Source organism: Azospirillum sp. BE72 (genome assembly GCF_031455875.1).
Taxonomy (GTDB): Bacteria; Pseudomonadota; Alphaproteobacteria; order Azospirillales; family Azospirillaceae; genus Azospirillum.
The window spans coordinates 55,872-79,518 of the sequence record NZ_JAVDTO010000011.1; the positions used below are offsets into that span (position 1 = coordinate 55,872).

General features: G+C 68.7%; 24 protein-coding genes. 17 read left to right on the top strand and 7 right to left on the bottom strand.

The window, feature by feature from the left end; all coding sequences use genetic code 11:
- The first annotated feature begins 114 nt into the window (after positions 1-114).
- The 7 genes from J2Y49_RS22435 (at position 115) to J2Y49_RS22465 (ending at position 3,417) form a co-directional block, all read left to right on the top strand.
- Positions 115-276: a hypothetical protein gene (locus J2Y49_RS22435; RefSeq protein WP_310117171.1), complete on the top strand. Its 162-nt coding sequence runs from the start codon at positions 115-117 to the stop codon at positions 274-276.
- An 18-nt stretch (positions 277-294) separates the two neighbouring features.
- Positions 295-795 carry a hypothetical protein gene (locus J2Y49_RS22440; RefSeq protein WP_310117172.1) on the top strand — a complete coding sequence of 167 codons (501 nt, stop codon included), beginning with the start codon at positions 295-297 and terminating at the stop codon, positions 793-795.
- Between the two features lie 43 nt (positions 796-838).
- Positions 839-1,264, top strand: coding sequence for a DUF1924 domain-containing protein (locus J2Y49_RS22445; RefSeq protein ID WP_310117173.1), 426 nt, complete (start codon positions 839-841; stop codon positions 1,262-1,264).
- A gap of 14 nt (positions 1,265-1,278) precedes the next feature.
- Positions 1,279-1,782, top strand: coding sequence for a flavin reductase family protein (locus tag J2Y49_RS22450; RefSeq protein WP_310117174.1), 504 nt, complete (start codon positions 1,279-1,281; stop codon positions 1,780-1,782).
- Positions 1,779-2,219: a diheme cytochrome c gene (locus J2Y49_RS22455; protein WP_310117175.1), complete on the top strand. Its 441-nt coding sequence runs from the start codon at positions 1,779-1,781 to the stop codon at positions 2,217-2,219. Before J2Y49_RS22450 ends, J2Y49_RS22455 begins: the two co-directional genes overlap by 4 nt.
- An 83-nt stretch (positions 2,220-2,302) precedes the next feature.
- Positions 2,303-2,887, top strand: a complete 585-nt coding sequence (locus J2Y49_RS22460; protein WP_310117176.1) for a hypothetical protein — start codon at positions 2,303-2,305, stop codon at positions 2,885-2,887.
- A 125-nt stretch (positions 2,888-3,012) separates the two neighbouring features.
- The gene (locus tag J2Y49_RS22465) at positions 3,013-3,417 is read left to right on the top strand and encodes a hypothetical protein (protein WP_310117177.1); all 405 of its coding nucleotides are present in this window, start codon (positions 3,013-3,015) and stop codon (positions 3,415-3,417) included.
- A 357-nt stretch (positions 3,418-3,774) separates the two neighbouring features.
- Here J2Y49_RS22465 and J2Y49_RS22470 read toward each other — a convergent pair whose 3' ends face one another.
- The 4 genes from J2Y49_RS22470 to J2Y49_RS22485 all read right to left on the bottom strand — a co-directional run bounded on the left by J2Y49_RS22470 (position 3,775) and on the right by J2Y49_RS22485 (position 6,789).
- Entirely contained in the window at positions 3,775-3,963 is a 189-nt protein-coding gene (locus tag J2Y49_RS22470) for a hypothetical protein (RefSeq protein WP_310117178.1), read from the bottom strand.
- A gap of 16 nt (positions 3,964-3,979) precedes the next feature.
- The gene (locus J2Y49_RS22475; protein ID WP_310117179.1) at positions 3,980-5,674 is read right to left on the bottom strand and encodes a cbb3-type cytochrome c oxidase subunit I; all 1,695 of its coding nucleotides are present in this window, start codon (positions 5,672-5,674) and stop codon (positions 3,980-3,982) included.
- A gap of 16 nt (positions 5,675-5,690) precedes the next feature.
- On the bottom strand, positions 5,691-6,347 hold the full coding sequence (locus J2Y49_RS22480) for a hypothetical protein (RefSeq protein WP_310117180.1): 657 nt from the start codon (positions 6,345-6,347) through the stop codon (positions 5,691-5,693).
- Positions 6,348-6,447: 100 nt separating this feature from the next.
- Positions 6,448-6,789: a hypothetical protein gene (locus J2Y49_RS22485; RefSeq protein WP_310117181.1), complete on the bottom strand. Its 342-nt coding sequence runs from the start codon at positions 6,787-6,789 to the stop codon at positions 6,448-6,450.
- Positions 6,790-7,369: 580 nt separating this feature from the next.
- Between J2Y49_RS22485 and J2Y49_RS22490 the strand changes: the two genes are divergently transcribed.
- From J2Y49_RS22490 to J2Y49_RS22535, 10 genes are all read left to right on the top strand, one after another.
- Complete coding sequence (locus J2Y49_RS22490) at positions 7,370-7,759, top strand: hypothetical protein (RefSeq protein WP_310117182.1); 390 nt, start codon at positions 7,370-7,372, stop codon at positions 7,757-7,759.
- Between the two features lie 158 nt (positions 7,760-7,917).
- Positions 7,918-8,625: a Spy/CpxP family protein refolding chaperone gene (locus J2Y49_RS22495; RefSeq protein WP_310117183.1), complete on the top strand. Its 708-nt coding sequence runs from the start codon at positions 7,918-7,920 to the stop codon at positions 8,623-8,625.
- A 10-nt stretch (positions 8,626-8,635) separates the two neighbouring features.
- On the top strand, positions 8,636-8,905 hold the full coding sequence (locus J2Y49_RS22500; protein ID WP_310117184.1) for a DUF2933 domain-containing protein: 270 nt from the start codon (positions 8,636-8,638) through the stop codon (positions 8,903-8,905).
- Positions 8,905-10,134, top strand: coding sequence for a TolC family protein (locus tag J2Y49_RS22505; protein ID WP_310117185.1), 1,230 nt, complete (start codon positions 8,905-8,907; stop codon positions 10,132-10,134). Before J2Y49_RS22500 ends, J2Y49_RS22505 begins: the two co-directional genes overlap by 1 nt.
- On the top strand, positions 10,131-11,846 hold the full coding sequence (locus J2Y49_RS22510) for an HlyD family efflux transporter periplasmic adaptor subunit (RefSeq protein ID WP_310117186.1): 1,716 nt from the start codon (positions 10,131-10,133) through the stop codon (positions 11,844-11,846). Before J2Y49_RS22505 ends, J2Y49_RS22510 begins: the two co-directional genes overlap by 4 nt.
- Positions 11,847-11,853: 7 nt before the next feature.
- Positions 11,854-14,985 carry an efflux RND transporter permease subunit gene (locus J2Y49_RS22515; protein ID WP_310117187.1) on the top strand — a complete coding sequence of 1,044 codons (3,132 nt, stop codon included), beginning with the start codon at positions 11,854-11,856 and terminating at the stop codon, positions 14,983-14,985.
- A 34-nt stretch (positions 14,986-15,019) separates the two neighbouring features.
- Positions 15,020-15,412: a hypothetical protein gene (locus J2Y49_RS22520; protein WP_310117189.1), complete on the top strand. Its 393-nt coding sequence runs from the start codon at positions 15,020-15,022 to the stop codon at positions 15,410-15,412.
- Between the two features lie 26 nt (positions 15,413-15,438).
- Complete coding sequence (locus J2Y49_RS22525; protein WP_310117190.1) at positions 15,439-16,557, top strand: hypothetical protein; 1,119 nt, start codon at positions 15,439-15,441, stop codon at positions 16,555-16,557.
- A 21-nt stretch (positions 16,558-16,578) separates the two neighbouring features.
- Positions 16,579-18,015, top strand: coding sequence for a M48 family metalloprotease (locus J2Y49_RS22530; protein ID WP_310117192.1), 1,437 nt, complete (start codon positions 16,579-16,581; stop codon positions 18,013-18,015).
- Positions 18,016-18,163: 148 nt separating this feature from the next.
- The gene (locus tag J2Y49_RS22535) at positions 18,164-20,542 is read left to right on the top strand and encodes a heavy metal translocating P-type ATPase (RefSeq protein WP_310117194.1); all 2,379 of its coding nucleotides are present in this window, start codon (positions 18,164-18,166) and stop codon (positions 20,540-20,542) included.
- 549 nt (positions 20,543-21,091) lie between these two features.
- Here the strand turns inward: J2Y49_RS22535 and J2Y49_RS22540 are convergent.
- From J2Y49_RS22540 to J2Y49_RS22550, 3 genes are all read right to left on the bottom strand, one after another.
- A complete protein-coding gene (locus tag J2Y49_RS22540) occupies positions 21,092-21,790 on the bottom strand; it encodes an OmpW family outer membrane protein (RefSeq protein ID WP_310117195.1) in 699 nt (232 codons plus the stop codon).
- A gap of 156 nt (positions 21,791-21,946) precedes the next feature.
- Positions 21,947-22,477: a hypothetical protein gene (locus J2Y49_RS22545; protein ID WP_310117196.1), complete on the bottom strand. Its 531-nt coding sequence runs from the start codon at positions 22,475-22,477 to the stop codon at positions 21,947-21,949.
- Positions 22,478-22,505: 28 nt separating this feature from the next.
- A complete protein-coding gene (locus J2Y49_RS22550) occupies positions 22,506-23,645 on the bottom strand; it encodes an FAD-dependent oxidoreductase (protein ID WP_310117199.1) in 1,140 nt (379 codons plus the stop codon).
- Between the last annotated feature and the right edge of the window lie 2 nt (positions 23,646-23,647).

Sequence of the window (23,647 nt, forward strand, 5' to 3'; positions counted from 1 at the left end):
CCGGCGCACGTCCTGAACGGAAACTGAACGCCCCGGTCACATCCGGTTCAGCCACGGGGGCGCATCTTGCCATTCGAAGCGGCCACCGCGGCCGTACCGGATCGGAGACGGAAGATGATCGGCAGGATGATACGCCACGGCATCGCGGCCGCCCTCGTGGTTGGTGCCCTTGGGTTCGGCTGGCAGGCGCTCGCTTCCGGCGGTTCAGGCGGCGCCTCCAACGCCAATGCGGGACTGGTGGCGGGAGACAGTCACGGCTCTCGGCACGACGACTGACCAGAGGGGAACCCAACCATGGCCGCACGCAAGCCGACCACACTCGAACTCGGTATCCTGCTGGTGTTCCACGCTTCGATCTCGGGGGCGTTCCTGGTCGCCTACCTGACCGGCGACGAGGACACCTACGGGATGCACGTTTTCTCCGGCTACACGGTTCTGGGGGCGGTCGCCGTCCGGCTGCTGGCCGGACTGTTCGCTCCGACCGGCAGCCCGCTACGCCTGCCCCGCCCGCGCGCCACCCCGGTGCGCGCCTGGCTCGGCAGGCTGGCGACAGGCGACGCCTCGGCGCTTCGGGAACGCAGCCCGCTGCTTGCCTGGATCGCCACCGCGCTCCTCGTCGCCGTCGGGACCGCGGCTCTGGCCGGGGTCGGAGCCGACTTCGTGACCGCTCTGGAAGATCTGCACGAGGCGCTCGGGGAGGTCGCGCTGTGGGTCGTGTTCGCGCACATCGCCCTGGTCCTCGCACTGCATTGGCTGAAACGCCCCGACTCTTTTCGGACCGCCGCCGGGACCTGATCACGCCACCCCTTCCGTATGAACCGACAGGACGACCGACCCTATGAAGTTCCGCTTCGCCCTCACGATGGCCGCCGCGCTGGCGGCGGGTTCAGCGCTGGCCGCGGCCGAGAACCCGAGCCGCACGAAGATCCTCGCTGACTACGCTGCCCAGGCAAAGACGGCGGAGCCGGGATTCTCCGGCTTCTCCGCCGAGCGCGGCCGGGCGCTCTACCTGGGACCGCACACGGGCGGCAAGGCCGAGACAAACGCCTGCGCCGCTTGCCACACCTCGAACCCGGCCGCCGTCGGACGGCACTACAAGACAGGCAGGGAGATCCCGCCGATGGCCATGTCCGCAACGCCGAAACGCTTTACCGATCCGGCCGAGGTCGAGAAGCGGTTTGAGCGCGACTGCCCGAATGTGCTCGGCCGCGCCTGCACGGCCCGCGAGAAGGGCGACTTCATCACCTATCTGGTGGGCCAGTAAACGGAGCTCAGACAATGGACATCGATCCCCGCGTCCTGCGCGCCGCCTTCGGCCGGTTCGCCACCGGCGTCGCCGTGGTCACCACCCTCGCGGCCGACGGCCTGCCGGTCGGACTGACCGTGAATTCGTTCGGCTCCGTGTCGTTGGATCCGCCGCTCGTCCTGTGGAGCCTGATGCGACGCTCCGCCAGCCTCCCGGCGTTCCTCGGCGCGCCTCGATTCGCGGTGAACGTCCTGGCGGCCGACCAGCAGGACATCTCGGACCGCTTCGCCTCCCGTGCCGAGGACCGCTTCCGCTCCGTCGGATGGGCGCCCGGCGCGGGCGGCGTTCCGCTCCTGGCCGGATGCCTGGCGCGCTTCGAGTGCGCCACGCATCGCTCCGTCGAAGCGGGCGACCATCTGGTGTTCCTCGGACATGTCGAGCGATTCGAGCACAGGGACGGAGCCCCGCTGCTCTTCTTCTCTAGCGGGTACGCCGCGCTGAAGCCCGGTACGGATGCCGTTGGAGCCGCGGCATGAAGGAGGTTCTGATGCACGTTCGGATCGTTGGCGCCGCGCTCCTCGCTTTTGCCGCCACGGCGGCCCTGGCCAATGAGCTTGAGCGCGTTCCGCCAGTGAGCCACGCGGCGACGCGCAAGGAATGCGGCGAGTGCCACATGGCCTTCCAGCCCGGGTTGCTCCCGGCCGCCAGTTGGAACCGGATCATGGACGACCTTTCCGACCACTTCGGCGACAATGCCAGCCTTGGGCCCGAGGTGGTGGCCGATATCCGGACCTACCTGACCCGGAACGCCGGGCCGGGGGACGGCCGCCTGATCCGGATCACCGAGCAGCGCTGGTGGACGCACGAGCACAAATTCGGTCCGGAGGTCTGGCAGCGTCAGGATGTTCGGTCCCGGGCGAACTGCGTCGCCTGTCACCGTGGCGCGGAGAAGGGGCTCTACGAGGACGACTGACACCGCCCCGTTGGAGCGGGACTTGAACAACGATGAATAATCAGTAGGAGAAGATGAAGGTTTTGGGGACGCGATACGCCTCCATGTTTGCGGTGGTCCTGGCGTTGGGGACGACTGGCCCCGCCCTGGCAACCACGAGCCTCTCCCACCACGGGCATGGCGAAGGCACGGTGCAACTGTCGTTCGGCAACCGGGCAAAGTGGCAGACCGACGAGGCCCTGCGCCGCGGGATGACCGCGGTCCGGGCGCAAATGGTGGAGGTGCCGGACCGGGTGCACCACGGCTGGTATGGCGCCGAGGAGTATGCCGCCCTGGCGGGACGGGTGGAGGAACATGTCGATGACGTGGTGAAGAACTGCCACCGTCCCGGGGACGCCGATGCCCAACTCCATGTCGTACTGGCCGAGATCATCGACGGCATCGAGGAGATGCTTCTCGCCCGGGCGACGACGCCTCCGAAGTTCCGTGAGCAGTGCGGCATCCGCCACATGAGGGCGGCGGACCTCGCGCGGGACGCCCTCATCGTTCGGGACGGGGAACTGCTCGGCCGGTACACCGGCCTCCGCGCGAGCAACTTCCTGCGCGGCCACGGCCGCCTCGACGAGGCGGGGGGCAGCCTTCTTCACCGAGCTTCTGCGACGTGTGAGCGGGAGGTGCATCATCCCTGATGCGGGACAGCGACACGGCTCCGCCTGAACGGACTTTGAACGCCCCGTTCAGGCCCCGCTCAGGCGCGGTCCGGCATGCTCTCCTCCATGGGGCGCCTCCGCGCCCGCCGACAGGAGGAACGGACATGCGCACATCGGCAGCAACCGCCATTCTCGTCGCGGCCCTGGTCACCGGCACGATGCTCGGCGCCGGGGCGGCGCACGCGGACCGGAAGCACTCCGCCGTCCAGCCATCGGCACCGCAGCCGATCGCCGAGGTGCTCAGGGTGGGAAGCGGCACGGTAATCGGGTCGGTGACCGAGCGCGGCGCGAACTGGCTCACCATTGAGGATGGTTCGGCTCGGGTGGATGTGACCACGGGGCATTTCCTGCCCGAGGGCATTCGCAAGGACGACCCGGTCACCGTTGTCGGCCGGGTGTGGCGGGGAGGGCTGATAGCCAGCGAAATCATCCTGGCTGATGGAACCCCCTACGGCCCGGCCAGCCACGCCGCAGCCCGTAGCGCCCGCTTCGACGGGGATGACGACTGACGAACCAGGCGGACGGAGCACCACAAGAAGGCGCTCCGTCCGGTTCGGTGGCCGATACTGGCTCGGTTGACCAACATCCATGTGGACGGGTGCTCGGGCACCGAGCCAAACATGCCGTCCCCCATGCCCTACTGCCGGCGGCCAGCCATCGAGCGAATGGGGCGCCACTCCTGCACCGTTGTGGTGTCCCGGCCCGGTCAAGCATGATCCGGGCGCGACGCGGCTTTGGTCCAGAGGATGGGCACCGGCTTTCCAGGCTGGCCAGGTTGGTTCGAGTCCAACAGCCCGCTTCATCCCATTCGAACAGTCCCCGCCTCCATCACCGGATAATGGTGGCGGGGCTGTTCCCTTTGCGGTTCAGCCCCTGCGCGCCTTCCTGCCGACGGTGACCAGTATCCCGGCGAGTGCCAGGAACACCACGGCGCCACCACCCCAGACCCGCACGTAGCCGGGCATACCGAGGCTGGGGACCATGGCATAGACGGCGGCGAGGACCGCCCAGACGGCCACGATCGCCGCGGTCAGCCAGAGTTCATCGTTCTTCATGGCTTTTCTCCTGCGCTCAGTGCCCGTGCCCGCCGCCAATGGCGACGATCGGCAGGGACTGGATCAACTGGAACGCAACGATGGTGAAGACGTACATGGCGGCGACGAGCGCGGCGACCGACACCGGCCCGGTCCACGCGGGCGCCGTGCCGACCCCGCGCTCCCCGGCTCGCCAGTCGACCACCGGCCCCTCGGCTGCGGCCGCCGAGCGCCGCGACAGCAGCGTGCGGACGACGCCGTAAACCGTGACCGAGATGGCGACGGCGAAGATGGTGGCGCCGATGCCGACCAGCGCCATCAGCACCGGCCACGCCGCAGGGGCCATGCCGCCGTAGCTCACGTCGAACACGCGGCGCGGCACTCCCATGAACCCGGCCGTGATGCCCGCGGCGCCGAAGATGAGCAGACCGATGGTCACGACCACTGGCATCCGCCGCAGCGCCGCCGGGCGCCACAGCGTGCCGCCGCCGAGGGCCGGGAGCATCACCATCATGGCCGCCAGGAAGGTCTGCGTCAGAACACCGACGGCGAAGAAGTGGAAGTAGCCGGGCACGAAGAAGGTGTCTGACAGCATCGGCGCCAGGTCGCCCTGGATCAACACGAAGGCGAAGGTGATGCCGATCATCATGTTCACGACCGACCAGCCCATGTTGGCCATGGCCGGGTTGCCCCAGGGCAGCCCGCGCATCCAGCCGAAGAAGCCGGTCGCGCCCCGCGCCCGGGCACTGGCTTCCAGCGAGGAGACGATGATGGCGAAAGCCGCCAGGGTCGGCACTGAGACGAACAGCGAGAGCAGCGAGCCGGCCACCCGCACGCCTTCGGACAGGTTCGGCTCGAGGAACATGTGATACAGCGAGGTCGGCGGCACGAAGACCAGATACGCCGCGAAGACGATCTTCGACATCCGTGCGCCGTGGATCGACGTCACTCCGGTCAGGTGCTCGGTCAGCACGTACCACACCAGCACCGTCGCCATCAGCGGCAGGTAGTGCAGGTTATGGAACAGGATGTGCCACTCGGTGCCGTGGTCGGCAGGGAACGGCCCGGCGCCCAGCGACCACAGCACGCCCGGCAAGAAGGCGTTGGTCGCCGCGATGGCACTGACCACCAGGAAGCCCGCCCAGGCGAACAGGGCGAAGCCGACGGCGGTGAACTCGTCCGCCTCGCCGCGCAGCCGAGGCTGGAGCACCGTGGCGATGCCGCTCACCGCTGAGGCGACCAGGCCACCGGAGAGCAGCAGGTAGCCCAGCGCGAAGAAGCCGACCGAGCGCGGGTCGTCCGCGGCGAGCTCCGGGTTGCCGTCGTACAGCAGCGGCGTGCCGGTGTACGAGATCCACTCGCTGACCCCGAAGCCCGCCACCATCAGCGCGGCACCGAGCCAGGCGAACGGGCGCAGGGCGAGACCGCGGCCGTTCTCCGCCGCCGCCAGCCCGAGCAGCAGCGCCGCCTGGATCAGGTAGAGCCAGTAGAAGAACACGGACACGCCGTGCAGCGTCAGCAGCCGGTAGGTGTCGTCCGGGAAAAAGGTCAGTGCACCGGCGCGGGCCAGCGCGGTCACGAAGCCACCGGCGAGGCCCAGCACCAGCGCCAGCAAGGCGGCACCGAACAGCAGCTTGAGAAGGGCCTTGTCAGCCCCGGGAAGGGCGGAGATCCGCGAGGTCAGGCGCGACGTCGCGCCGACCGGGGCGGAAGGCTTGGATATCATGTTCATGGTTTCCTTCCTCCGCTCAGGCGACGACAATGCGGCCCATCATGGCGTCGTGCGCCTGGCCGCAGTAGACGGTGCAGTACACGAGGTACTCGCCCGGCCTGGTGAAGGTGATCGTCTGCTCGGTGACCGTATTCGGCCGCAACCGGATGATGCGGCTGGCGGAGCCCAGTTGGATCGACGCGCCGTGAGTGATGTCATCCGCCATCATGCGGAACCGGTACGCCTGCCCGGCCTTCAGCCGCAGCATGTCCGGGCTGTAGGCGAACTTCTGCGCCATGAGATAGACGTCGACCGGCTCACCACCGGCGTCTTGGCCGTGGTCGTGTCCCTCGGCGGCGTGGCTGTGCGTGTCTTCGCTGACGTGCGGGTTCACGCCGCCGTCCGGCTGGGTGTAGCGCTGGACGAAGTAGTCGTGCTCGAAGCGGAACTCCTCGGGCGCCATGCCCGCCGAAGTCCCGTGACCACCGTGCACACCGGCCTCGGCGGGCGCCTCCGCGGTGCCGTGGCCGCCATGACCTCCGCCGTGAGCGTCGGGTTCGGGGGCAGCAGCCGTCTTGCCGCCGAAGGGGAGCGGTGCGGCCCCGTAGGCCGCCCAGGCGCCGTACAGGGAGACGGCGCCGAAGCCCAGTCCGGCGATGAAGCCGCGACGGGTCGTGAAATGCCTCTCAGACATAGCGAGAGTCCTCTGATCGCGTGGTCGGAATCACGTGCGGCACCGCACGAACGCGGCGCGTGGCCGGACTCCCGACGCGAACGTCAGAAGGCTCGGCCGATCAGAGGCTGGTCTTCGGAGGGGGTGTGTCCGGGGTGATGTCTCGGGCGTTCGGGACGTAGTCCGGCCGCGGATGCCAGGACGTCTCGACCGTCGTCACCGAGAGGGTGATGACGTGCTTCGCCGGAGCCTCGGCCGCCGGGCAGCACGTCGCGGCGACGGCGAGGGCGGCCTTGTGATGGTCGTGTTGGGACGGTGCCGATGGCGCCGGTGCATGGTGGGACCCGTGGTGGTCCATCGCGCCGCCATAAGTGTCCACATACGCCATGGCTCCGCCCGCCGCGCCCGTCAGGAGCGCGATGGCGAACGCCAGAACGGCGAAGATGTGGCCCAACCGCTTCATGTCTGCCGCGTCATGAACGACCTGGATCCGCCCAGGCCAGCTTGACCATAGCCCACATTCCAGGTCCGGACATTGATCAGGGTCAACGGCGAGCCCTTTAGAATCAGTGATTTTCCCGGCTTTCAGAAGGCAAGCCCTTGATTTCGACCGCTTCCTTATGCACCGACGGCAGGGTCGATGCTGGCGCTGCTCCGGCTTGCCGCGCTTGCGCGCCCAGCTCGGAGGCAAGGACAATTGGCCGCTCGACTTTTCTCAAGCGGACATCGTTTGAGGGGTTGAAGGCCAACGCCACTGTGCCACGTAGAGACCGTTCGGTGGCTGCCCGTGGCTGGTATCGGCACCGCACATTTTGTTGTTGACCTTCCAGTGGCTGGAAGGTGGATGGTGGTCCGGTGGCCTTTCAGGCAAGGTCGAAGGGGGCGGTGACAATCCGTCACACCCTCCTCCTTATCCCTCGCGGGGCTTGCCGGGCGGGCAATCCTGTTGTTGCAGGGGGCGGGGAACGGCCCTAGGTTTTTAGAAGAGGTTGGAGTGAGCACTCCGGTGCCGCACAACCTCCATCGATGATGAGGCAATCGCCATGTGGCGCGGAACATGGTCGACGGTGAGGAGGGTGGTGGTGAGCCTGCTGACGCTGGCCACGCTGCTCGTCTACGCCGCGCCGAGCCACGCCAGCCTTCTGCCCCATCACCAAGCCCCGGCCCCGCACGAGCACATTCTGGTCGACAATCACGGCAACGCTGTCGCCGCTGTCGCCGACCACGAGCACGAACGAGCCCCCTGCGGCGACCTCGGCCTGACGGACGACGGAGCCTGCTGTAGCGTCGCCCAGTGCGCCACCATGCACGGTGGACTTCCCGCGGTGGTCATCGAGGCGTTCGTCCCGCGCCTGAACGCCTCCCTGCATTTGCCTGCCCTGGCCACGCCCGACGGCATCGGCATCGACCCGGCCCTGCGCCCCCCGCTCTGATCATCTGACGCCACGAGTCCGTCCGCGCCCGACCTGAGCCTTGGCCCGGTGAAGGACGCCGGTTCCGGCCCTCGTGCGCTTGGCTTTCGCGTCCCCGGAACTCCCGCGTGGAGTCCGTCCGGGGGAGGCTCGAACCAGATGATCCGATGGAGGACGCCATGTCGTCTCTCACCCGCACGATGCTCCCGACCTTCGCGCTCGCCGCCATGATGGCCACCGCTCAGGTTAGCACCGCCATCGCCGACGACGCCCATCACCCCGATGGCGCGACGACCACGCAGCCCCAGTCCGCGCCGACTCCGGCGCCCGCACCCCAGGCCCAGACAGCCAAGCCCGGCGCGGCAGCCAATGCGCCGATGATCGGCCAGGGGATGGGCAGCGGGGCCATCGTCCAGCCCGGTACCCAGCAGCCGGGTGGTCAGCCCGGCATGATGATGAACATGGACCAGATGCGCTCAATGATGGGCCAGCAGGACGGGCAGTCCGGCATGATGTCCATGATGCGCCAGATGATGATGGGCCAGCAGGCCGCCATGGGCTTGCCCTTCGAGCACGTCGAGGGCCGCATCGCCTTCCTGAAGGCCGAACTCAAGATCACCGACGCGCAGGCGCCGCAGTGGAACGCCTTCGCCGACACCCTGCGCTCGAACGCCAAGGCCCATCAGGCCGTGCACGAGCAAATGACCAAGGGCGGCATGTTGTCCTCCTGGCCCGACCGCCTGGTGTTCCAGCAGAAGGCGCTCTCCACCCGGCTCGACGCCGTGAAGGCTCTCGATGCAGCCGCCAAGCCCCTCTACGCCGTGCTGACCGACGACCAGAGGAAGCTCGCGGACAAGCTGCTCACCGGCCCCATGGGCATGATGTGAGGAGGCGGCCATGACGCACCACGAACACACCCACCACACCCCCGAGACGCAGGCCCGAACGCCCTGGTACCGGACCTGGACCGGCCTGGCCTGCCTCGGCGCCGCGGCGCTCGGCGCGCTCTACCTGTCGCTCTTCCACGTCGACCACGTGCTCGACGCCCTTCCGCTCCTCGTCCTGCTTCTGTGCCCGCTGATGCACCTGTTCATGCACGGCGGCCATGGTCATGGCGGGCACGGCGGCTCGGGCACGGGCGGCAAGGGCGCCGGAGGCGAAGGCTGATGGCACGCTGGACCATGACCGGGGGGCGCTTCTTCCGGACGGGCGCGCTGGCGGGCGCGGCGGTTGCCGCGTGCCTGCTGGCGCTCCCCGCCGGGGCGCAGACGCTGCGCGACGCCGTCGAGGGCGCCTGGCGGCTCAACCCCGAGGTCAAGAGCCTGGAGGCGCGGCGGTCCGTGGCCGCCGCCCAGCGCGGTGCCGGGGAATCGCTGGTTCCGGCCGCCCCGGCGGTTACGCTGCGGCACACCACCGACTACCTGAGCCGGAACGTCGGACGGCGTGAGTACGAAGCCGAGGTCGGCGTTCCGCTCTGGCTGCCCGGTCAGGGCACGGCCACCGTCCGCGCCGCCGACGCGCTGCTGGCGCGCACCGATGCCGAGATTGCCGCCCGTCAGCTGGCCATTGCCGGGGAGGTCCGGACCGCCTTGTGGCAGGTCTCGTTGGCCGAGCGGCGTGCCGAGCTCGCCCGTCAGCGTCTGAAAGTCGCCCGCCAGCTGGAGGCCGACACTCAACGGACAGCCCGGGCCGGAGAGGCCTCGGAGGCCGACTACCAGCTGGCCCGCGCCGAGGCGCTCTCTGTTGCCACGGATTTCCGTGACGAGGAACTGGCCCTGAACGAGGCCCGCCAGGTGTTCCGGACGCTGACGGGCATGGCGCCGCCGAAAGCGGCACCGGAGCCGGACATCGGCCAACCGCCTCTCCAGCAGCACCCGTCGCTGCTGGCGGCGCAGCTGGGCATCCGCTCGGCTCAGGCCCAGCGCCAGCTGGTGGACCTGACGACGCGCGACAACCCGGAGGTCGGGCTGATGGCGCGGCGCGAGCGCGACGCCCGCGGCGAGCGGTATGACACGATCATGGGTGTCTCGGTCCGTATCCCGTTCTCGGTGGATGCGGTGAACGCGCCCAAGCGTGCCGAGGCGATGAGCGAGGTCGTTCGCGCCGAAGCCGAGCAGGCCAACGCGGCGCGCATGGTCGAGTCCGATATCCAGCAGGCCCGGCTGGCCCAGCAAGCCGCGACCGAGCGCCTGGCGATCGCCCGCGACCGTGCCGCCGCCCTCCGAGCCCGTCTTTCGAACGTCGAGCGCGCCCGGAGAGGCGGCGAGATCAGTCTCGTCGAGTACGTGCGCGCCCAGGAGGCGGCTTTCGAGGCCGACTTGGCCCGCGCCACCGCCGAAGTCCAGGTCGGTGCCGCCCGTGCCCGCCTGAACCAGTCCTTTGGAGTTCTGCCATGACCGTCCAACGCTTTCTCGCCGCCGCTGCGGTCGTCATGAGCGTTGCAGCACCTCTCCCGGCCCTCGCCCATGAAGGGCACGTGCACGGGGGCGAGGAGCCGAAGCCGGTCGTGGCGACGGCGGCCCCCACCCTGGAGACGGTGTCGGCGGACTTTCAGCTTGTGGCGGTCGCCCAGGGCAGGAGCCTGCTCGTCTACCTGGACCGCTACGCCACCAACGAGCCGGTGAACGGCGCCACCGTCGAGGTGACCGCCGACGGCGAGGCGGTGACCGCTTCCCCGGTCTCCGGAGAGGAAGGCGTGTACCGCGCCGAAGCCGGGTGGCTGTCGAAACCCGGGCCGCATGACCTGACCGTCTCGATCACCGCCGCCGATGCGTCCGACCTGCTGATCGGCACCCTGGAGATCCCGGCGGCCGGGGCCATCGGGCCGGTCACCGGAACGGGCAACGGCGTCGCCGACGTGCTTGGGCGGGTCCGCCAGGACTCCGGCCTGCTGCTCGGCGCCGCGATGGTCTTCCTGCTCGGTGTGCTGACCACCGTCGCCCTGACCCAGCGCGGGCGCACGCGCACGGTCGCCGGGGCCGCCCTGATTGGGCTGGGCCTGCTGCTGGCCAGCGGCGCCGCCTTCGCCCACGGCGATGAGGACCACAGCCAGGACAACAAGGGCAAGGCTCCTGCGGCGGCCCCGTCGATGGCGCCCACGGGCGCATCGGAGAGCCCGCGCCGCCTGCCCGACGGCAGCCTGTATGTGCCCAAGCCGTCGCAGCGCCTGCTGTCCATCCGCACCGTCGTGGCCAAGCCGCAGGAGGCGGCGCAGACGGTCCAGCTGATCGGCCAAATCGTCTCCGACCCGAACGGCGGCGGCCACGTCCAGGCCACGCAGACCGGCCGCATCGAGCCCGGTGACAAGGGGCTGCCGTTCGTCGGCCAACAGGTCGAGGCGGGCCAGATCCTAGCCTACATCGCTCCGGCGGTGAACGTCATCGACCGCAGCGGCATCCAGCAGCAGATCGCCACGGTCGAGCAGGAGTTCGTCATCGCTGAATCCCGCCTCCAGCGCCTGAAGAAGCTGGAAGGCAGCGTCCCCCAGCGCGACATCGAGGAAGCGGAGGCCAACCTCAACGGCTTGCGCAAGCGCCGGGCCGCCCTGTCGCCGACCCTGACGACGAGGGAGGCGCTGCGGGCCCCCATCTCCGGCGTCGTCACGGCGAACAACGTCAAGGTTGGGCAGGTCGTCGAAGGCCGCGACCAGGTGCTGTTCGAGATCGTTGACCCGTCCCGCTTGATGGTCGAGGCGGTTGCCTTCGACCCGCGGGTGGCGAACACCGTCCACATGGCTTCGGCAACCACCGCCGACGGCGTGACCCTGAACCTGGAGCACCTCGGCCACAGTTTGACCCTCAAGCAACAAGCCATCCCGCTGCTGTTCAGCATCCATGCGCCGCCCCAGGGCCTGAGCGTCGGCCAGCCGGTGCGCATCGTCGCCCAGATCCAGGGGAAGGTGTCCGGCATCGTCCTGCCGCGCCAGAGCGTGGTACGGGGGCCGAACGGCCAGCCGCTGGTCTGGCAGCACGAGTCCCCGCAGCGCTTCGTCGCCCGGCCGGTGCGCATGCAGCCGGTGGACGGCAACACGGTCCTGGTGTCGGCAGGCATCGAGCCTGAGGCGCGCATCGTGACCGATGGCGCCGGTCTCCTCAACCAGGTCCGGTGAGGCGACGATGTTCAATTTCCTCGTCAACGCCAGCCTGCGCAACCGGCTGTTCGTTCTCGCCGCCGCGGCGATCCTGGTCGTCTACGGCTCCTTCGTGCTGAAGGACCTGCCCATCGACGTCTTCCCCGACCTGAACAAGCCGACGGTCACGCTGATGACCGAAGCCGAAGGGCTGGCGCCGGAAGAGGTCGAGCAGCTGGTCACCTTCCCGCTGGAGACCTCGATGAACGGCATGCCGGGCATCACCCGCGTGCGCTCGGTGTCCGGCGTCGGCCTGTCCATCGTCTTCGTCGAGTTCGACTGGGGCACGGACATCTACCGCAACCGCCAGCAGGTCGCTGAGCGCCTCGCCATCGTCCAGGGGCAGTTGCCCCCGAACGTCCGGCCGCAGATGGGCCCGATCTCCTCCATCATGGGCGAGATCATGCTCATCGCCATGTCTGGCGACGATGCATCGGGCAAGACTGTCAGCCCAATGCAGGTCCGCGAGATCGCAGACTGGGTGGTGCGGCCGCGCCTGCTCGCCATCCCCGGCGTCAGCCAGGTCATCCCCATCGGCGGCGAGATCAAGCAGTACCGCATCTCGCCGGACCCGGCGCGGCTGCACGACCTGGAGATCACGACCGACGAGCTCGTGAAGGCGCTCCAGCAGTTCTCGGCCAACACCGGCGGCGGCTTCATCGACCAGCACTCCGAGGAGTACCTGATCCGAAACATCGGCCGCACGACCCGGCTGGAGGATCTTCGCAACCTCGTTGTCGCCTACAAGGCCGGGCAACCCATCCTGCTCCACCAGGTCGCAGCGGTGGACTTCGCCGCCCGCGTGAAGCGCGGCGACGCCGGGGTGAACGGCAAGCCCGCTGTCATCCTGTCCGTCCAGAAGCAGCCCGGCGCCGACACCACCGAACTCACCGGGGAGATCGAGAAGGCGCTGGGTGACCTGACGCAGTTCCTGCCGAAGGGCGTTCACGCCGACGAGATCCTGTTCAAGCAGGCCAACTTCATCCAGACCTCCATCGGCAACGTGGAAAAGGTGCTGCTGGAGGCGGTTGCCGTCGTGGCCGTCATCCTCTTCCTGTTCCTGCTGAACGTGCGCACCACGTTCATCTCGCTGACCGCCATTCCCATCTCGATCCTGATCACCGTGCTGGTGTTCAAGGCGTTCGGCATGTCGATCAACACCATGACGTTGGGCGGTCTCGCCATCGCCATCGGCGAACTCGTCGACGACGCCGTGGTGGACGTGGAGAACATCTTCCGCCGCCTCGGCGAGAACCGCCGCGCGGGCAACCCGCGGCCCATCCTGGAGGTGGTGGCGTCGGCTTCGCAGGAGGTGCGCTCGGGCATCGTCTACGCCACCATCATCATCATCCTGGTCTTCGTGCCGCTGTTCGCGCTGACCGGCATCGAGGGGCGCCTCTTCGCGCCGCTGGGCGTGGCATACATCGTCTCCATCCTCGCCAGCTTGGTCACGGCGATCACCGTCACGCCGGTACTGTCCTACTACCTGCTGCCTCGCCTGAAGCGTCTGGATGAGCACGACAGCTGGCTGGTGCGGCGGCTGAAGGCGGGCAACGCCCGGCTGCTCGGCTGGGCCTTCGCCCATCCGCGCACGCTGTTTGCCGCCGTTGGCGCCGCCGTTGTCATTGCCGCGGCAACGGTGCCCAGCCTGCCGCGCGCCTTCCTGCCGCCCTTCAACGAGGGCACGCTGACCATCTCCATGGTGCTGAACCCCGGCATCTCGCTGGCCGAATCGAACCGGGTCGGCCAAGCCGCCGAGAAGCTCATCATGCGGGTCCCGGAGGTGAAGTCGGTCGGCCGCCGCACCGGCCGCGCCGAACTCGACGAGCACGCCGAGGGCGTGCACTCCAGCGAGATCGACGTTGACCTGGCACCCTCGGAGCGCAGCCGCGCCGAGGTGCTGGCCGACGTGCGCGCCCGGCTGGCGGCCCTGCCGGTGTCGGTGAACATCGGCCAGCCGATCTCGCACCGGCTCGACCACATGCTCTCCGGTGTCCGCGCCCAGATCGCGCTGAAGGTCTACGGCGAGGACCTGGACACCTTGCGCAGCCTTGCCGGTCAGCTTCAGCAGAAGCTCGCGGGCGTGCCGGGACTGGTCGACCTCCAGATCGAGAAGCAGGTCCGCATCCCGCAGGTGCAGGTCGTCGTGGACTACGAGCGCGCCGCGATGTTCGGCGTCACTCCGGCCATGGCGACCGAGGCGCTGGAGGGCCTGTCGAACGGCCGCGTCGTGTCGGAGATCGTCGACGGCACGCGGCGCTTCGACGTGGTGCTGCGCCTGTCCGACGAGGACCGCACGACCAGCGGGCTGGCGAACCTGTTGGTCGAGACCCCGGCGGGCCGGGTGCCGCTCAGCATGTTCGCCTCGGTCGAGGAGACCGACGGACCCAACCAGATCCTGCGCGAGAACGGCAAGCGGCGCATCGTCATCCTTGGCAACTCCGACGGCAAGACGGATATGGCGCAGATCGTCGCGGGCATCCGCAACGTGGTTGCCGGGGCGCAGATGCCGTCCGGCTACTTCACCAGCCTGGAGGGCACCTTCCAGGCGCAGGAGGAGGCCTCGAAGACCATCGCGCTGTTGTCCCTGGTGTCGCTGGCGATGATCTTTCTGGTGCTCTACAGCCGCTACCGCTCGGCGGTGCTGACGCTGATCATCATGGGCAACGTGCCGCTGGCACTCATCGGCAGCGTCGCCGCCCTGTGGATCGCCGGGCAGCCGCTGTCGGTCGCGTCGATGATCGGCTTCATCACGCTCACCGGCATCTCGACGCGCAACGGCATCCTGAAGATCAGCCACTACATCAACCTGGTCCTGCACGAGGGCGAGACCTTCGGCAAGGCCATGGTGATCCGCGGCAGCCAGGAGCGGCTTACGCCGGTGCTGATGACCGCGCTGTCGGCGGGCGTCGCTCTGGTGCCGCTGATGATCGGCGCCGACGCGCCGGGCAAGGAGATCCTGCACCCGGTGGCCGTCACCATCTTCGGCGGCTTGGTCAGCGCCACCCTGCTCGACACGGTCCTGACCCCGGTCCTCTTTCTCAAGCTCGGCGAGAAGCCGCTCAACCGTCTGGTCGAAGCCCAGGCCGGTTCGCTGCGTCCGGCCGAGGCCTACTGATCTCTTTCCCCTTCGTCCACATGGAGAAACACACGTGAAGTTCCCGACCATCCTCCTCGCCGCCGCCCTGTTCGCCGCTCCGGCCACAGCCTTCGCCGACGGCCCCAGGATCGGGCCCAACGGCGGCCAGCGGGCCGACGCGGGCCCTTACCACGTCGAAGTCGTGCTCAATGGCAACGACGTCGTCCTGTACGTGACGGCCGCCGCCGACAAGCCGGTAGACGTGACCGGCGCCAAGGCCGAGGCGACCGTCCTGGCGAACAGGCAGACCCAGAAGGTCGCACTGGAGCCCGCCGGCGGCAACGCCCTGAAGGGGCAGGCGAACCTCGGCGGCGCGCACGACAGCGTGAAGGTCGTGACCGCGCTGACCATGCCGGGCCAGAAGCCGGTTCAGGCCCGCTTCGAGATGGGCCACGCGGGTCACTGACGCGGACCGGAAAGGGCGGTGACGCCATGGGCGCCATGTGGGCAGCACCGGGCACTTGGCTGTGGGCGGTCCGCCGGTATCTGGCGGTTGTCGCGCTCGGCAGCGTGGCCTGTGAGTTCGCCCACATGCCGCTCTACACCCTCTGGCGCACCGGCACGCCCGGCGAGATCGTCTTTGCGGCCCTCCACTGCGCGGGTGGCGACGTCCTGATCGCGACGGCGTCGCTGGTCCTGGCGCTCCGCCGCCTCGGCCGCACCTATTCTTCAGCATGGAGATGCGCGATGAGCGCCAACAAGAAACTCACCATGACCGTAGCCGCCCTGATGGTCGGCGCGCTGTTCGCCGGACCGGCCCAGGCGGAAACCGCCAAGCTGTCCGAAGTCTCGCACCTGCACGGGATCGCTGTGGACCCGACGGACCCGGCGCGGCTGTACCTCGCCACGCACCATGGCGTGTGGCTGACCAACCCGGATGGCACGGCCACGCGGATTTCGGACAACCGGAACGACTATATGGGCTTCACGCCGAACCCGGCGCAGCCCGTCGCCTTCTTCGCCAGCGGCCACCCGGAGAAGGGCGGGAACCTGGGCGTCCTGGTCTCGACCGACGGGGCGAAGACCTGGACGCAAATCTCCGCGGGCGTGAACGGGCCGGTGGACTTCCACTCCATGGACGTCAGCCCGGCCGACCCGAAAGTGCTGTACGGGCACTACGGCAGCGTCCAGGTCAGCCGCGACGCCGGGAAGACCTGGGAGGTGACCGGCAAGCCGCCCGCCGACATGTTCGATCTGGCGGCGTCCTCGAAGGACCCGAACACCGTGTACGGCGCCACGCGCGCCGGGTTGCTGGTGAGCCGCGACGCGGGCAGGACCTGGCAGGCCGCGTACATCGTGCAGCGCCCGGCGACCATGGTCGTGACCATGAAGGAAGGCGCCGCCTACGCCTTCCAAGTCGGCACCGGCCTGCTCAGGACGACCGAGCCGAGCCTCGCGTGGCAGCCGGTCAGCAACGGCTTCGGCGATGCCGTCCTGCTGCACCTCGCGGTCGATCCGACCAACCCGGAGCGGCTGTACGCAGTGACCGACAAGAGCGCCATCCTGGCCAGTCAGGACGGCGGGAAGACCTGGAAACCGTTCAAGCCGTAACCCCGCGGAAGGCTGGGCGTCATGTACACGGTTCGCCTCGATGAACAGCAGCGGCGGCGCCACAAGCTCCGCAACGTGGTCCAGTCCGCTTTGCTGGTCGGGAGCCTGGGCCTGCTCGCGGCGGTCGTCGGCTGGCTGCTCGTGGGACCGGTGGGCATCCTCTGGGTGGGCATCCTCACCGGCGTGACGCTGGCGTTCAGCCCGACCCTGTCGCCGCGGGCGATACTGCGCCTGTACGGAGCCCGCCGCCTCGGCCGTCACGAGCTTCCGGAGCTTCAGGAGGTCATCGAGGTGTTGGCCCGGCGGGCGGGGCTGCCGGGTGTGCCGGAGCTTCACTACCTGGCGACCTCGATGCCCAACGCCTTCGCGGTCGGCTCGACGAAGAACAGCGCTATCGTCCTGACCGACGGACTCCTGCGGGTCATGGACCTTCGGGAGCTCGCCGGGATCCTGGCGCACGAGATCAGCCACATCCGCAACCACGACCTCTGGACCATGGGGCTGGCCGACATCATCAGCCGGGTCACGGGCGCCATGGCGACCGCCGGTGCCGTCCTGCTGCTCGTGAGCCTTCCGCTGATGATCGAGGAGCACGGCGCGGTGCACTGGCCGGTGATTGCGCTGCTCCTGGCGGCGCCCACCATCAACACGCTCATCCAACTCGGGTTGTCGCGCACGCGGGAGTTCGACGCCGACCTTGAGGCCGCCGGGCTCACCGGCGACCCGGAGGGGCTGGCCTCCGCCCTTGCGAAGCTCCAGCGGTACGACCCGGGCTTCTGGGAGCGCATCCTCCTTCCCGGTCGGCGGAACCCGCACCCGTCCGTGCTGCGCACGCATCCGGACACCGAGGAGCGGATCGAGCGGCTCCTCTCCCTCCGGCGGATCGCGCCGCTGCCGCCGCTTCGGCCCCGGGTCGATCACGCTTCCCGTCCACCTGGTGCCGCCAGCACACCGGCCGCGCTGGCGCGCCTCCGGACTCTGGCATTGAGGTTCCTCATGCGCGTGTCCAAAACCCGGACCGCCGTCATCGGTCTGACCCTGGGAGCGGCGGTCGTCTCCGCCGTGCTGTGGCACGCCGGTGCGACGGGGCGAGCCGACCCGGACGACGTGGCGCAGGTCGCCCAGGGCAAGGCGGTCTATGCCAGGCAGTGCGCGTCGTGCCACGGCGTGCGCCTTGAAGGCCAAGCGGACTGGCAGAGCCGCAAGCCGGACGGCCGCCTGCCAGCGCCGCCGCACGACGCCTCCGGGCACACGTGGCACCACCCCGACGCCGACCTCTTCAAGATCACCAAGCAGGGCATCGCCGCGTTTGCCCCGGTCGGGTACGAGAGCGACATGCCCGCCTTCGGCGGCGTGCTGAGCGACGCCGAGATCTGGGCGGTGCTGGCGTACATCAAGGGATCCTGGCCCGAGAAGACCCGCCGTCACGCCGCCATGAGCGAGCAGACGAAGAAGTGAGGAGCGGGGGCGGAAGGCCAGCACAAGGGCATTGACCTTCCCATCACTGGAAGGTGGAGCCTTGGATTTATGGTAGCCGCTTGGCCGGTAAACGGGGCGGCGCCCGGGTGCACCGGAAGCCGGTGCCGAGCATGCGGAGGGAGCAGCCATGAACGACCTGCACCACGGCCACGCGCACCATCATAGCCATCAGGGCCATGGCGCCGAACAGGCCGATCGCGCCAGGGTGAAGGATCCCGTCTGCGGCATGATGGTCGATCCCGAGCGGATCGAACACCGCGCGGAGCACGGCGGCCAGACCTTCCACTTCTGCTCGGCGCGCTGTCGGGAGAAGTTCGTCGCCGCCCCCGAGGAGTATCTGAAGCCGGAGGCCAAGCCCGCGGCACCGGAGCAAACCTCGCCGCAGCGGGGCGTGATCTACACCTGCCCGATGCACCCGGAGATCCGCCAGGAGGGGCCGGGCACCTGTCCCATCTGCGGCATGGCACTGGAGCCGGTGACCGCCGCGCCGGAGCAGGGCCCAAACCCCGAGCTCGTCGACATGACCCGCCGGTTCTGGGTCGGCTTGGCCCTGAGCGTGCCGCTGCTGGTGCTGGAGATGGGCAGCCACATCCCCGGCCTCGGCCTCCACGACCTCATTCCGTCCCGCGTCTCGGTCTGGGTGCAGTTGCTGCTGGCGACGCCGGTGGTGCTGTGGTCGGGCTGGCCGCTCCTCAAGCGCGGTTGGCAGTCCTTTCGGCGGCGCAGCCTGAACATGTTTTCTCTGATCGCGTTGGGCGTCGGTGTCGCCTACCTGTTCAGTCTGGTGGCGACCTTCCTGCCCGGCCTCTTCCCACCGGATTTCCGGGGCATGGACGGGGTCGTAGCCGTCTACTATGAGGCAGCCGCCGTCATTACGGTGCTGGTGTTGCTCGGTCAAGTTCTCGAGCTGCGCGCCCGCGAGCAGACCGGCGGCGCCATCCGCGCGCTGCTGAACCTGGCGCCGAAGACGGCGCGCCGCATCCAGGCCAACGGTGAAGACGAGGAGATCCCGCTCGACCAGGTTCACGTCGGCGATCGGCTGCGCATGCGCCCGGGGGACGGTGTACCTGTGGATGGCGAGGTGCTCGAAGGGCGCAGCGCCGTGGACGAGTCCATGGTCACCGGCGAGAGCATGCCGGTAGAGAAGGAGCCGGGTGCCAAGGTCATAGGTGGCACCGTGAACCAGACCGGCGGGCTGGTGATGCGCGCGGACAAGGTCGGCTCGGACACCATGCTGTCTCGCATCGTGACCATGGTCGCTGAGGCGCAGCGCAGCCGGGCGCCGATCCAGCGCATGGCCGACGTGGTGTCCGGGTACTTCGTCCCCGCCGTCATCCTCGTCGCCGTCCTGGCCTTCGTCGCCTGGATGATTTGGGGGCCGCAGCCTGCCTTCGCGTACGCGCTGATTGCGGCGGTCTCGGTGCTCATCATCGCGTGCCCCTGTGCACTCGGCTTGGCGACGCCGATGTCGATCATGGTTGGCGTCGGCAAGGGTGCCCAGGCGGGCGTCCTTATCAAGGACGCGGCGTCACTGGAGCGGTTCGAGAAGGTCGACACGCTGGTCGTCGATAAGACCGGCACCCTGACCGAGGGGAGGCCGCGGGTGACCGCCGTCGTCCCGGCGCCGAGTGTCGACGAGGCGACCCTGCTTTCGCTGGCGGCGAGCCTGGAGCGGTCGAGCGAGCACCCGGTGGCGGCTGCCATCGTCGCCTCCGCAAAGGAGCGGGGGCTGGCTTTGCATGAGGCCGCCGACTTCGCCTCCGTCACCGGCAAGGGCGTGGTCGGGAAGGCTGGCGGCCGGGCGGTGTCGCTGGGCAATGCCGCGATGATGCGGGACCAGGGCATTGCGCTGGGCGACCTGGAGGCGCGCGCGGAGGAGCTCCGGCGCGAGGGCGCCACGGCGCTGTACGCCGCCATCGACGGCCACCCCGGCGGAGTCATTGCCGTGGCCGACCCGATCAAGGCGAGCACGCCGCAGGCCCTGGAGACGCTGCGGGCCGACGGCGTGCGGATCGTCATGCTGACCGGCGACAACCGGACCACGGCCGAGGCGGTGGCGCGCCGCCTGGGCATCGGCGAGGTCGAGGCCGAGGTGCTGCCAGACCAGAAGCATCAGGTCGTCCGCAAGCTGAAGGCCGAGGGCCGCGTGGTGGCGATGGCCGGGGATGGGGTGAACGACGCTCCAGCACTTGCCGAGGCCGACGTCGGCGTGGCCATGGGCACCGGCACCGAGGTGGCGATTCAGAGCGCGGGTGTCACCCTGGTGAAGGGAGACTTGGCGGGCATCGCGCGTGCGCGGGTGCTGAGCCGGGGGACCATGGGAAACATCCGGCAGAACCTGTTCTTGGCGTTCGTCTACAACGCGCTGGGCGTACCGGTTGCGGCGGGCGTGTTCTACCCGCTGTTTGGCTGGACGCTCAGTCCGATCATCGCGGCAGCTGCGATGGCCCTGAGTTCGGTGTCGGTCATCGGCAATGCGCTTCGACTGCGCAGCACCCGTTTGTGAAGCGGCTATACTGCGAAGCGAAACCGTACATGGGGACTGCCCTGTGAGGTGGTCCCCGTTCCCCGTCCAATGGGGTGCTGCTGACTGACGCGGCCTCCCTTGAACGGTCGGGAAATGGCGTTCTCGCCATTTCTCGTATGGTAATTGCTCACCGGCCTGGCGGCGGCTGAGCGTTCAGGCGACGACGAAGGTTCCGCCGCCCAGCGCTTGGATTGCGGTCCAGGCGGACTGACCCTGTCGGCGTGCGGTTCCGGTGACCGAGCGCTAGCCCGCGTGGATGCTCAGCATCGTCAAACACTACAGGGTGGGTAGGTACGCTGGGCGCCCATCCCTCTGGTCGATGAGCATCGGCAGCCGCTCCCCGTTCACGAACTGCACAATTCCGAGACGATACAATGGGGGCATTTGTTTACGTCCCCGCCGTGGTGCGCTCCGGCGCCGACGAGGGTATGCCCGTACCATGCGCCGTAGACCACGAAAAACGGCGGACTCACAAGGAGTCCGCCGTCGTTCAGAAGCGGCAGTTTACACTGTGCTCCGAGGTAATCTTTAGAAGCGGTAGCCGATGCCGACGCCGACCAGCCACGGGTCCAGCGTGACCTTCGAGGTGACCGGCAGCGCGCCGTTGACGGTCGCGGTGACGTCGGTCTTCAGGAAGATCTTCTTGACGTCGACGTTCAGCGACCAATTGCCGGTCAGGGCGACGTCGACACCGGCCTGCAGGGCCCAGCCGAAGCGGTTCTTGTACTCGACGTCGGTGACGCGCAGGCCGCCGGCGTTCGGGTTGTTGGCCGCATCCTCGTTGTAGAACAGGGTGTAGTTGATGCCGGCGCCAACGTAGGGGCTGATGCGCTCCTTCGGCATGAAGTGGTACTGCACCGTCAGAGTCGGCGGCAGCAGGGAGACCTTGCCGACATCGATGCCGTTGCCCAGCGCCGGCAGCAGGTTGCCGCGGACCTTGTGGCGGCTGGTGCCGGCGATCAGCTCGGCGGCGATGTTGTCGGTGAAGAAGTAGGAGAAGTCGACTTCGGGAATGTAGTCGTTGCCGACCTTGGCCGACCCGATGTCGCCCAGCGCGCTGTTGTTCAGCGTGCCATTTTCCTGCGGCAGCACGGCCAGGCCGCGCGCACGGACGACGATGTCGCCGGCCGACTTGCCCTTGAAGTCCTGAGCGAGCGACGGGGAAGCGATGGCGACAAGGGCCGAGGTCGCCAGCAGGGCGGCGGCGGCGCGCGACAGGATGGTCATGGGGTCTGCTCCAGGCAATGCGTTGTTGCTGTTCTGTGGCATCAGCCGATGGAGCTATTACCAGACACCGTGTACGGGTACTAGGGGGGCTACAACCCTTCCTCTCCTCATGCAGCAGCTATGCAACAGTGACGAGTTGTCGCATGGACAAGGAAATCAAGGGGTTGGTTTGATCGTTCGCTGCGGAACCAGCGCCATGCAGTTCTGGACGATGGCATAGCATTGGCCAAGTCGTGCCGACCCACCCGATGCGCCACCATACACCACGCGTTCGACGACGCCGTTTCTCAAACTGAAGGTTGCTTCACAGTCGAAGCTGTTGACTTCATAACCATATGCCGGCCAGCCATAGCCGTAACCGTAATGGGGCCATCCCCAGCCGCCGTAATAACCCAGGGGCGGTGGGCTGGGGTAGGACACCAGGCGGGAACTGCGGTAGGTGAAGAACTCGCGATTGTCGACCGTGGCCTGACGTTCCGGCACGCCGGCGCAGGACAGCAGGGTTTCCTTCGGCAGGCCGATCAGCGCGGTCTGCGCCACCAGCGCCTCGTCCGCCGCCGGGTTGGCACAGCCGGCCAAAGCCCCGGCGACGGCGAGCGAAGCCACGGTCAGAAGCCGGCGGGCCGGCCCGCTCTCCGCCATCCGACGCTCCATCATCCGACGCCCCATCATCCGACGCACAGTCATCGCACGCCTCCCCATATCCCGCAGTCGTTTACCGCAGCCGGGCCGGCGACAGGTCGGACTCGGCGACACCCAACGTACGGACATCCTCCGGCAGGCCTCGTCCGGTGGCGAGCCCGGCCGCCACCCGCCCCATGGCCGGCGCGGTCTGGATGCCGTAGCCGCCCTGACCGGCCAGCCAGAAGAACCCCTCTGCATCGGGCGCGAAACCCACGACCGGCACCTTGTCCGCCACGAAGCTGCGCAGTCCCGCCCAGCGGTGGGCCAATCTCCGAACGGAGAATCGCGACGCTTGTTCCAGCCGGTCCACCGTCAGGGCGACGTCGATGTCCTCGGGCTGCACGTCGCAGGGCTCGACCGGCGTCTGGTCGGCGGGGGAGGCCAGAAGACGGCCGGCATCGGGCTTGACGTAGAAGGTTTCGGCCACGTCCGACACCATCGGCCAGCCGTCCAGCCCCGCCTTGTCGGCCGGATTCTCGAAAACCGGGTCGAAGGTGATGGCCGTGCGCCGCTTCGGCATCAGCCCGACGGTGGAGACTCCGGCCAGCTTCGCCAACTCGTCGGCCCAGGCCCCGGCGGCGTTCACCACCACCGGCGCCGCGAAGCTGCCGGCGCTGGTCTCCGCCACCCACAGGCCGTCTCGGCGAGCGAGCGCTCGCACTTCGGCATCGGTCACCACCCGGCCGCCGCGAGCCTTCAGCCCGCGGAGAAAGCCGTGATGCAGGGCGTGAACGTCGATGTCGCGGGCGTCCGGCTCCCACACGCCGCCGGCCACATAATCCGCGCGCAGGAAGGGTGCGCGGGCAAGCACCTGTTCGCGGTCGTAACGTTCGACCGACGGGGTCAGGCGGCGGCCCTGCTCATACTCTGCATCCAGCCGTTCGATCTCGTGGTCGCGGCCGATGATCAGCACGCCGCGGGGCGTCAGCAGTTCGTGTTCGGCAAAGCCGGCGGGCGGTTCGGTGTAGAAATCCCAGCTCGCCACCGTCAGGGCGCGGATCGGCGCCGGACCGTAGGTCTGGGTGTAGAGCGCCGCGGACCGGCCGGTGGAGTGATAGCCCGGCTGCGACTCGCGCTCCAACACCAGCACCCGGCCCTGCGCAGCCAGCTCATAGGCCGCCGACGCACCGGCGATGCCGGCCCCGACCACCAGGAAATCGACGCTTTCCAACT

What these genes read in the sequence shown, in the direction of transcription:
- J2Y49_RS22435 (WP_310117171.1), top strand. Translation starts at nt 115, where the DNA reads ATGATCGGCAGGATGATACGCCACGGCATCGCGGCCGCCCTCGTGGTT.
- J2Y49_RS22440 (WP_310117172.1), top strand. Translation starts at nt 295, where the DNA reads ATGGCCGCACGCAAGCCGACCACACTCGAACTCGGTATCCTGCTGGTG.
- J2Y49_RS22445 (WP_310117173.1), top strand. Translation starts at nt 839, where the DNA reads ATGAAGTTCCGCTTCGCCCTCACGATGGCCGCCGCGCTGGCGGCGGGT.
- J2Y49_RS22450 (WP_310117174.1), top strand. Translation starts at nt 1,279, where the DNA reads ATGGACATCGATCCCCGCGTCCTGCGCGCCGCCTTCGGCCGGTTCGCC.
- J2Y49_RS22455 (WP_310117175.1), top strand. Translation starts at nt 1,779, where the DNA reads ATGAAGGAGGTTCTGATGCACGTTCGGATCGTTGGCGCCGCGCTCCTC.
- J2Y49_RS22460 (WP_310117176.1), top strand. Translation starts at nt 2,303, where the DNA reads ATGTTTGCGGTGGTCCTGGCGTTGGGGACGACTGGCCCCGCCCTGGCA.
- J2Y49_RS22465 (WP_310117177.1), top strand. Translation starts at nt 3,013, where the DNA reads ATGCGCACATCGGCAGCAACCGCCATTCTCGTCGCGGCCCTGGTCACC.
- J2Y49_RS22470 (WP_310117178.1), bottom strand. Translation starts at nt 3,963, where the DNA reads ATGAAGAACGATGAACTCTGGCTGACCGCGGCGATCGTGGCCGTCTGG.
- J2Y49_RS22475 (WP_310117179.1), bottom strand. Translation starts at nt 5,674, where the DNA reads ATGAACATGATATCCAAGCCTTCCGCCCCGGTCGGCGCGACGTCGCGC.
- J2Y49_RS22480 (WP_310117180.1), bottom strand. Translation starts at nt 6,347, where the DNA reads ATGTCTGAGAGGCATTTCACGACCCGTCGCGGCTTCATCGCCGGACTG.
- J2Y49_RS22485 (WP_310117181.1), bottom strand. Translation starts at nt 6,789, where the DNA reads ATGAAGCGGTTGGGCCACATCTTCGCCGTTCTGGCGTTCGCCATCGCG.
- J2Y49_RS22490 (WP_310117182.1), top strand. Translation starts at nt 7,370, where the DNA reads ATGTGGCGCGGAACATGGTCGACGGTGAGGAGGGTGGTGGTGAGCCTG.
- J2Y49_RS22495 (WP_310117183.1), top strand. Translation starts at nt 7,918, where the DNA reads ATGTCGTCTCTCACCCGCACGATGCTCCCGACCTTCGCGCTCGCCGCC.
- J2Y49_RS22500 (WP_310117184.1), top strand. Translation starts at nt 8,636, where the DNA reads ATGACGCACCACGAACACACCCACCACACCCCCGAGACGCAGGCCCGA.
- J2Y49_RS22505 (WP_310117185.1), top strand. Translation starts at nt 8,905, where the DNA reads ATGGCACGCTGGACCATGACCGGGGGGCGCTTCTTCCGGACGGGCGCG.
- J2Y49_RS22510 (WP_310117186.1), top strand. Translation starts at nt 10,131, where the DNA reads ATGACCGTCCAACGCTTTCTCGCCGCCGCTGCGGTCGTCATGAGCGTT.
- J2Y49_RS22515 (WP_310117187.1), top strand. Translation starts at nt 11,854, where the DNA reads ATGTTCAATTTCCTCGTCAACGCCAGCCTGCGCAACCGGCTGTTCGTT.
- J2Y49_RS22525 (WP_310117190.1), top strand. Translation starts at nt 15,439, where the DNA reads ATGGGCGCCATGTGGGCAGCACCGGGCACTTGGCTGTGGGCGGTCCGC.
- J2Y49_RS22530 (WP_310117192.1), top strand. Translation starts at nt 16,579, where the DNA reads ATGTACACGGTTCGCCTCGATGAACAGCAGCGGCGGCGCCACAAGCTC.
- J2Y49_RS22535 (WP_310117194.1), top strand. Translation starts at nt 18,164, where the DNA reads ATGAACGACCTGCACCACGGCCACGCGCACCATCATAGCCATCAGGGC.
- J2Y49_RS22540 (WP_310117195.1), bottom strand. Translation starts at nt 21,790, where the DNA reads ATGACCATCCTGTCGCGCGCCGCCGCCGCCCTGCTGGCGACCTCGGCC.
- J2Y49_RS22545 (WP_310117196.1), bottom strand. Translation starts at nt 22,477, where the DNA reads ATGACTGTGCGTCGGATGATGGGGCGTCGGATGATGGAGCGTCGGATG.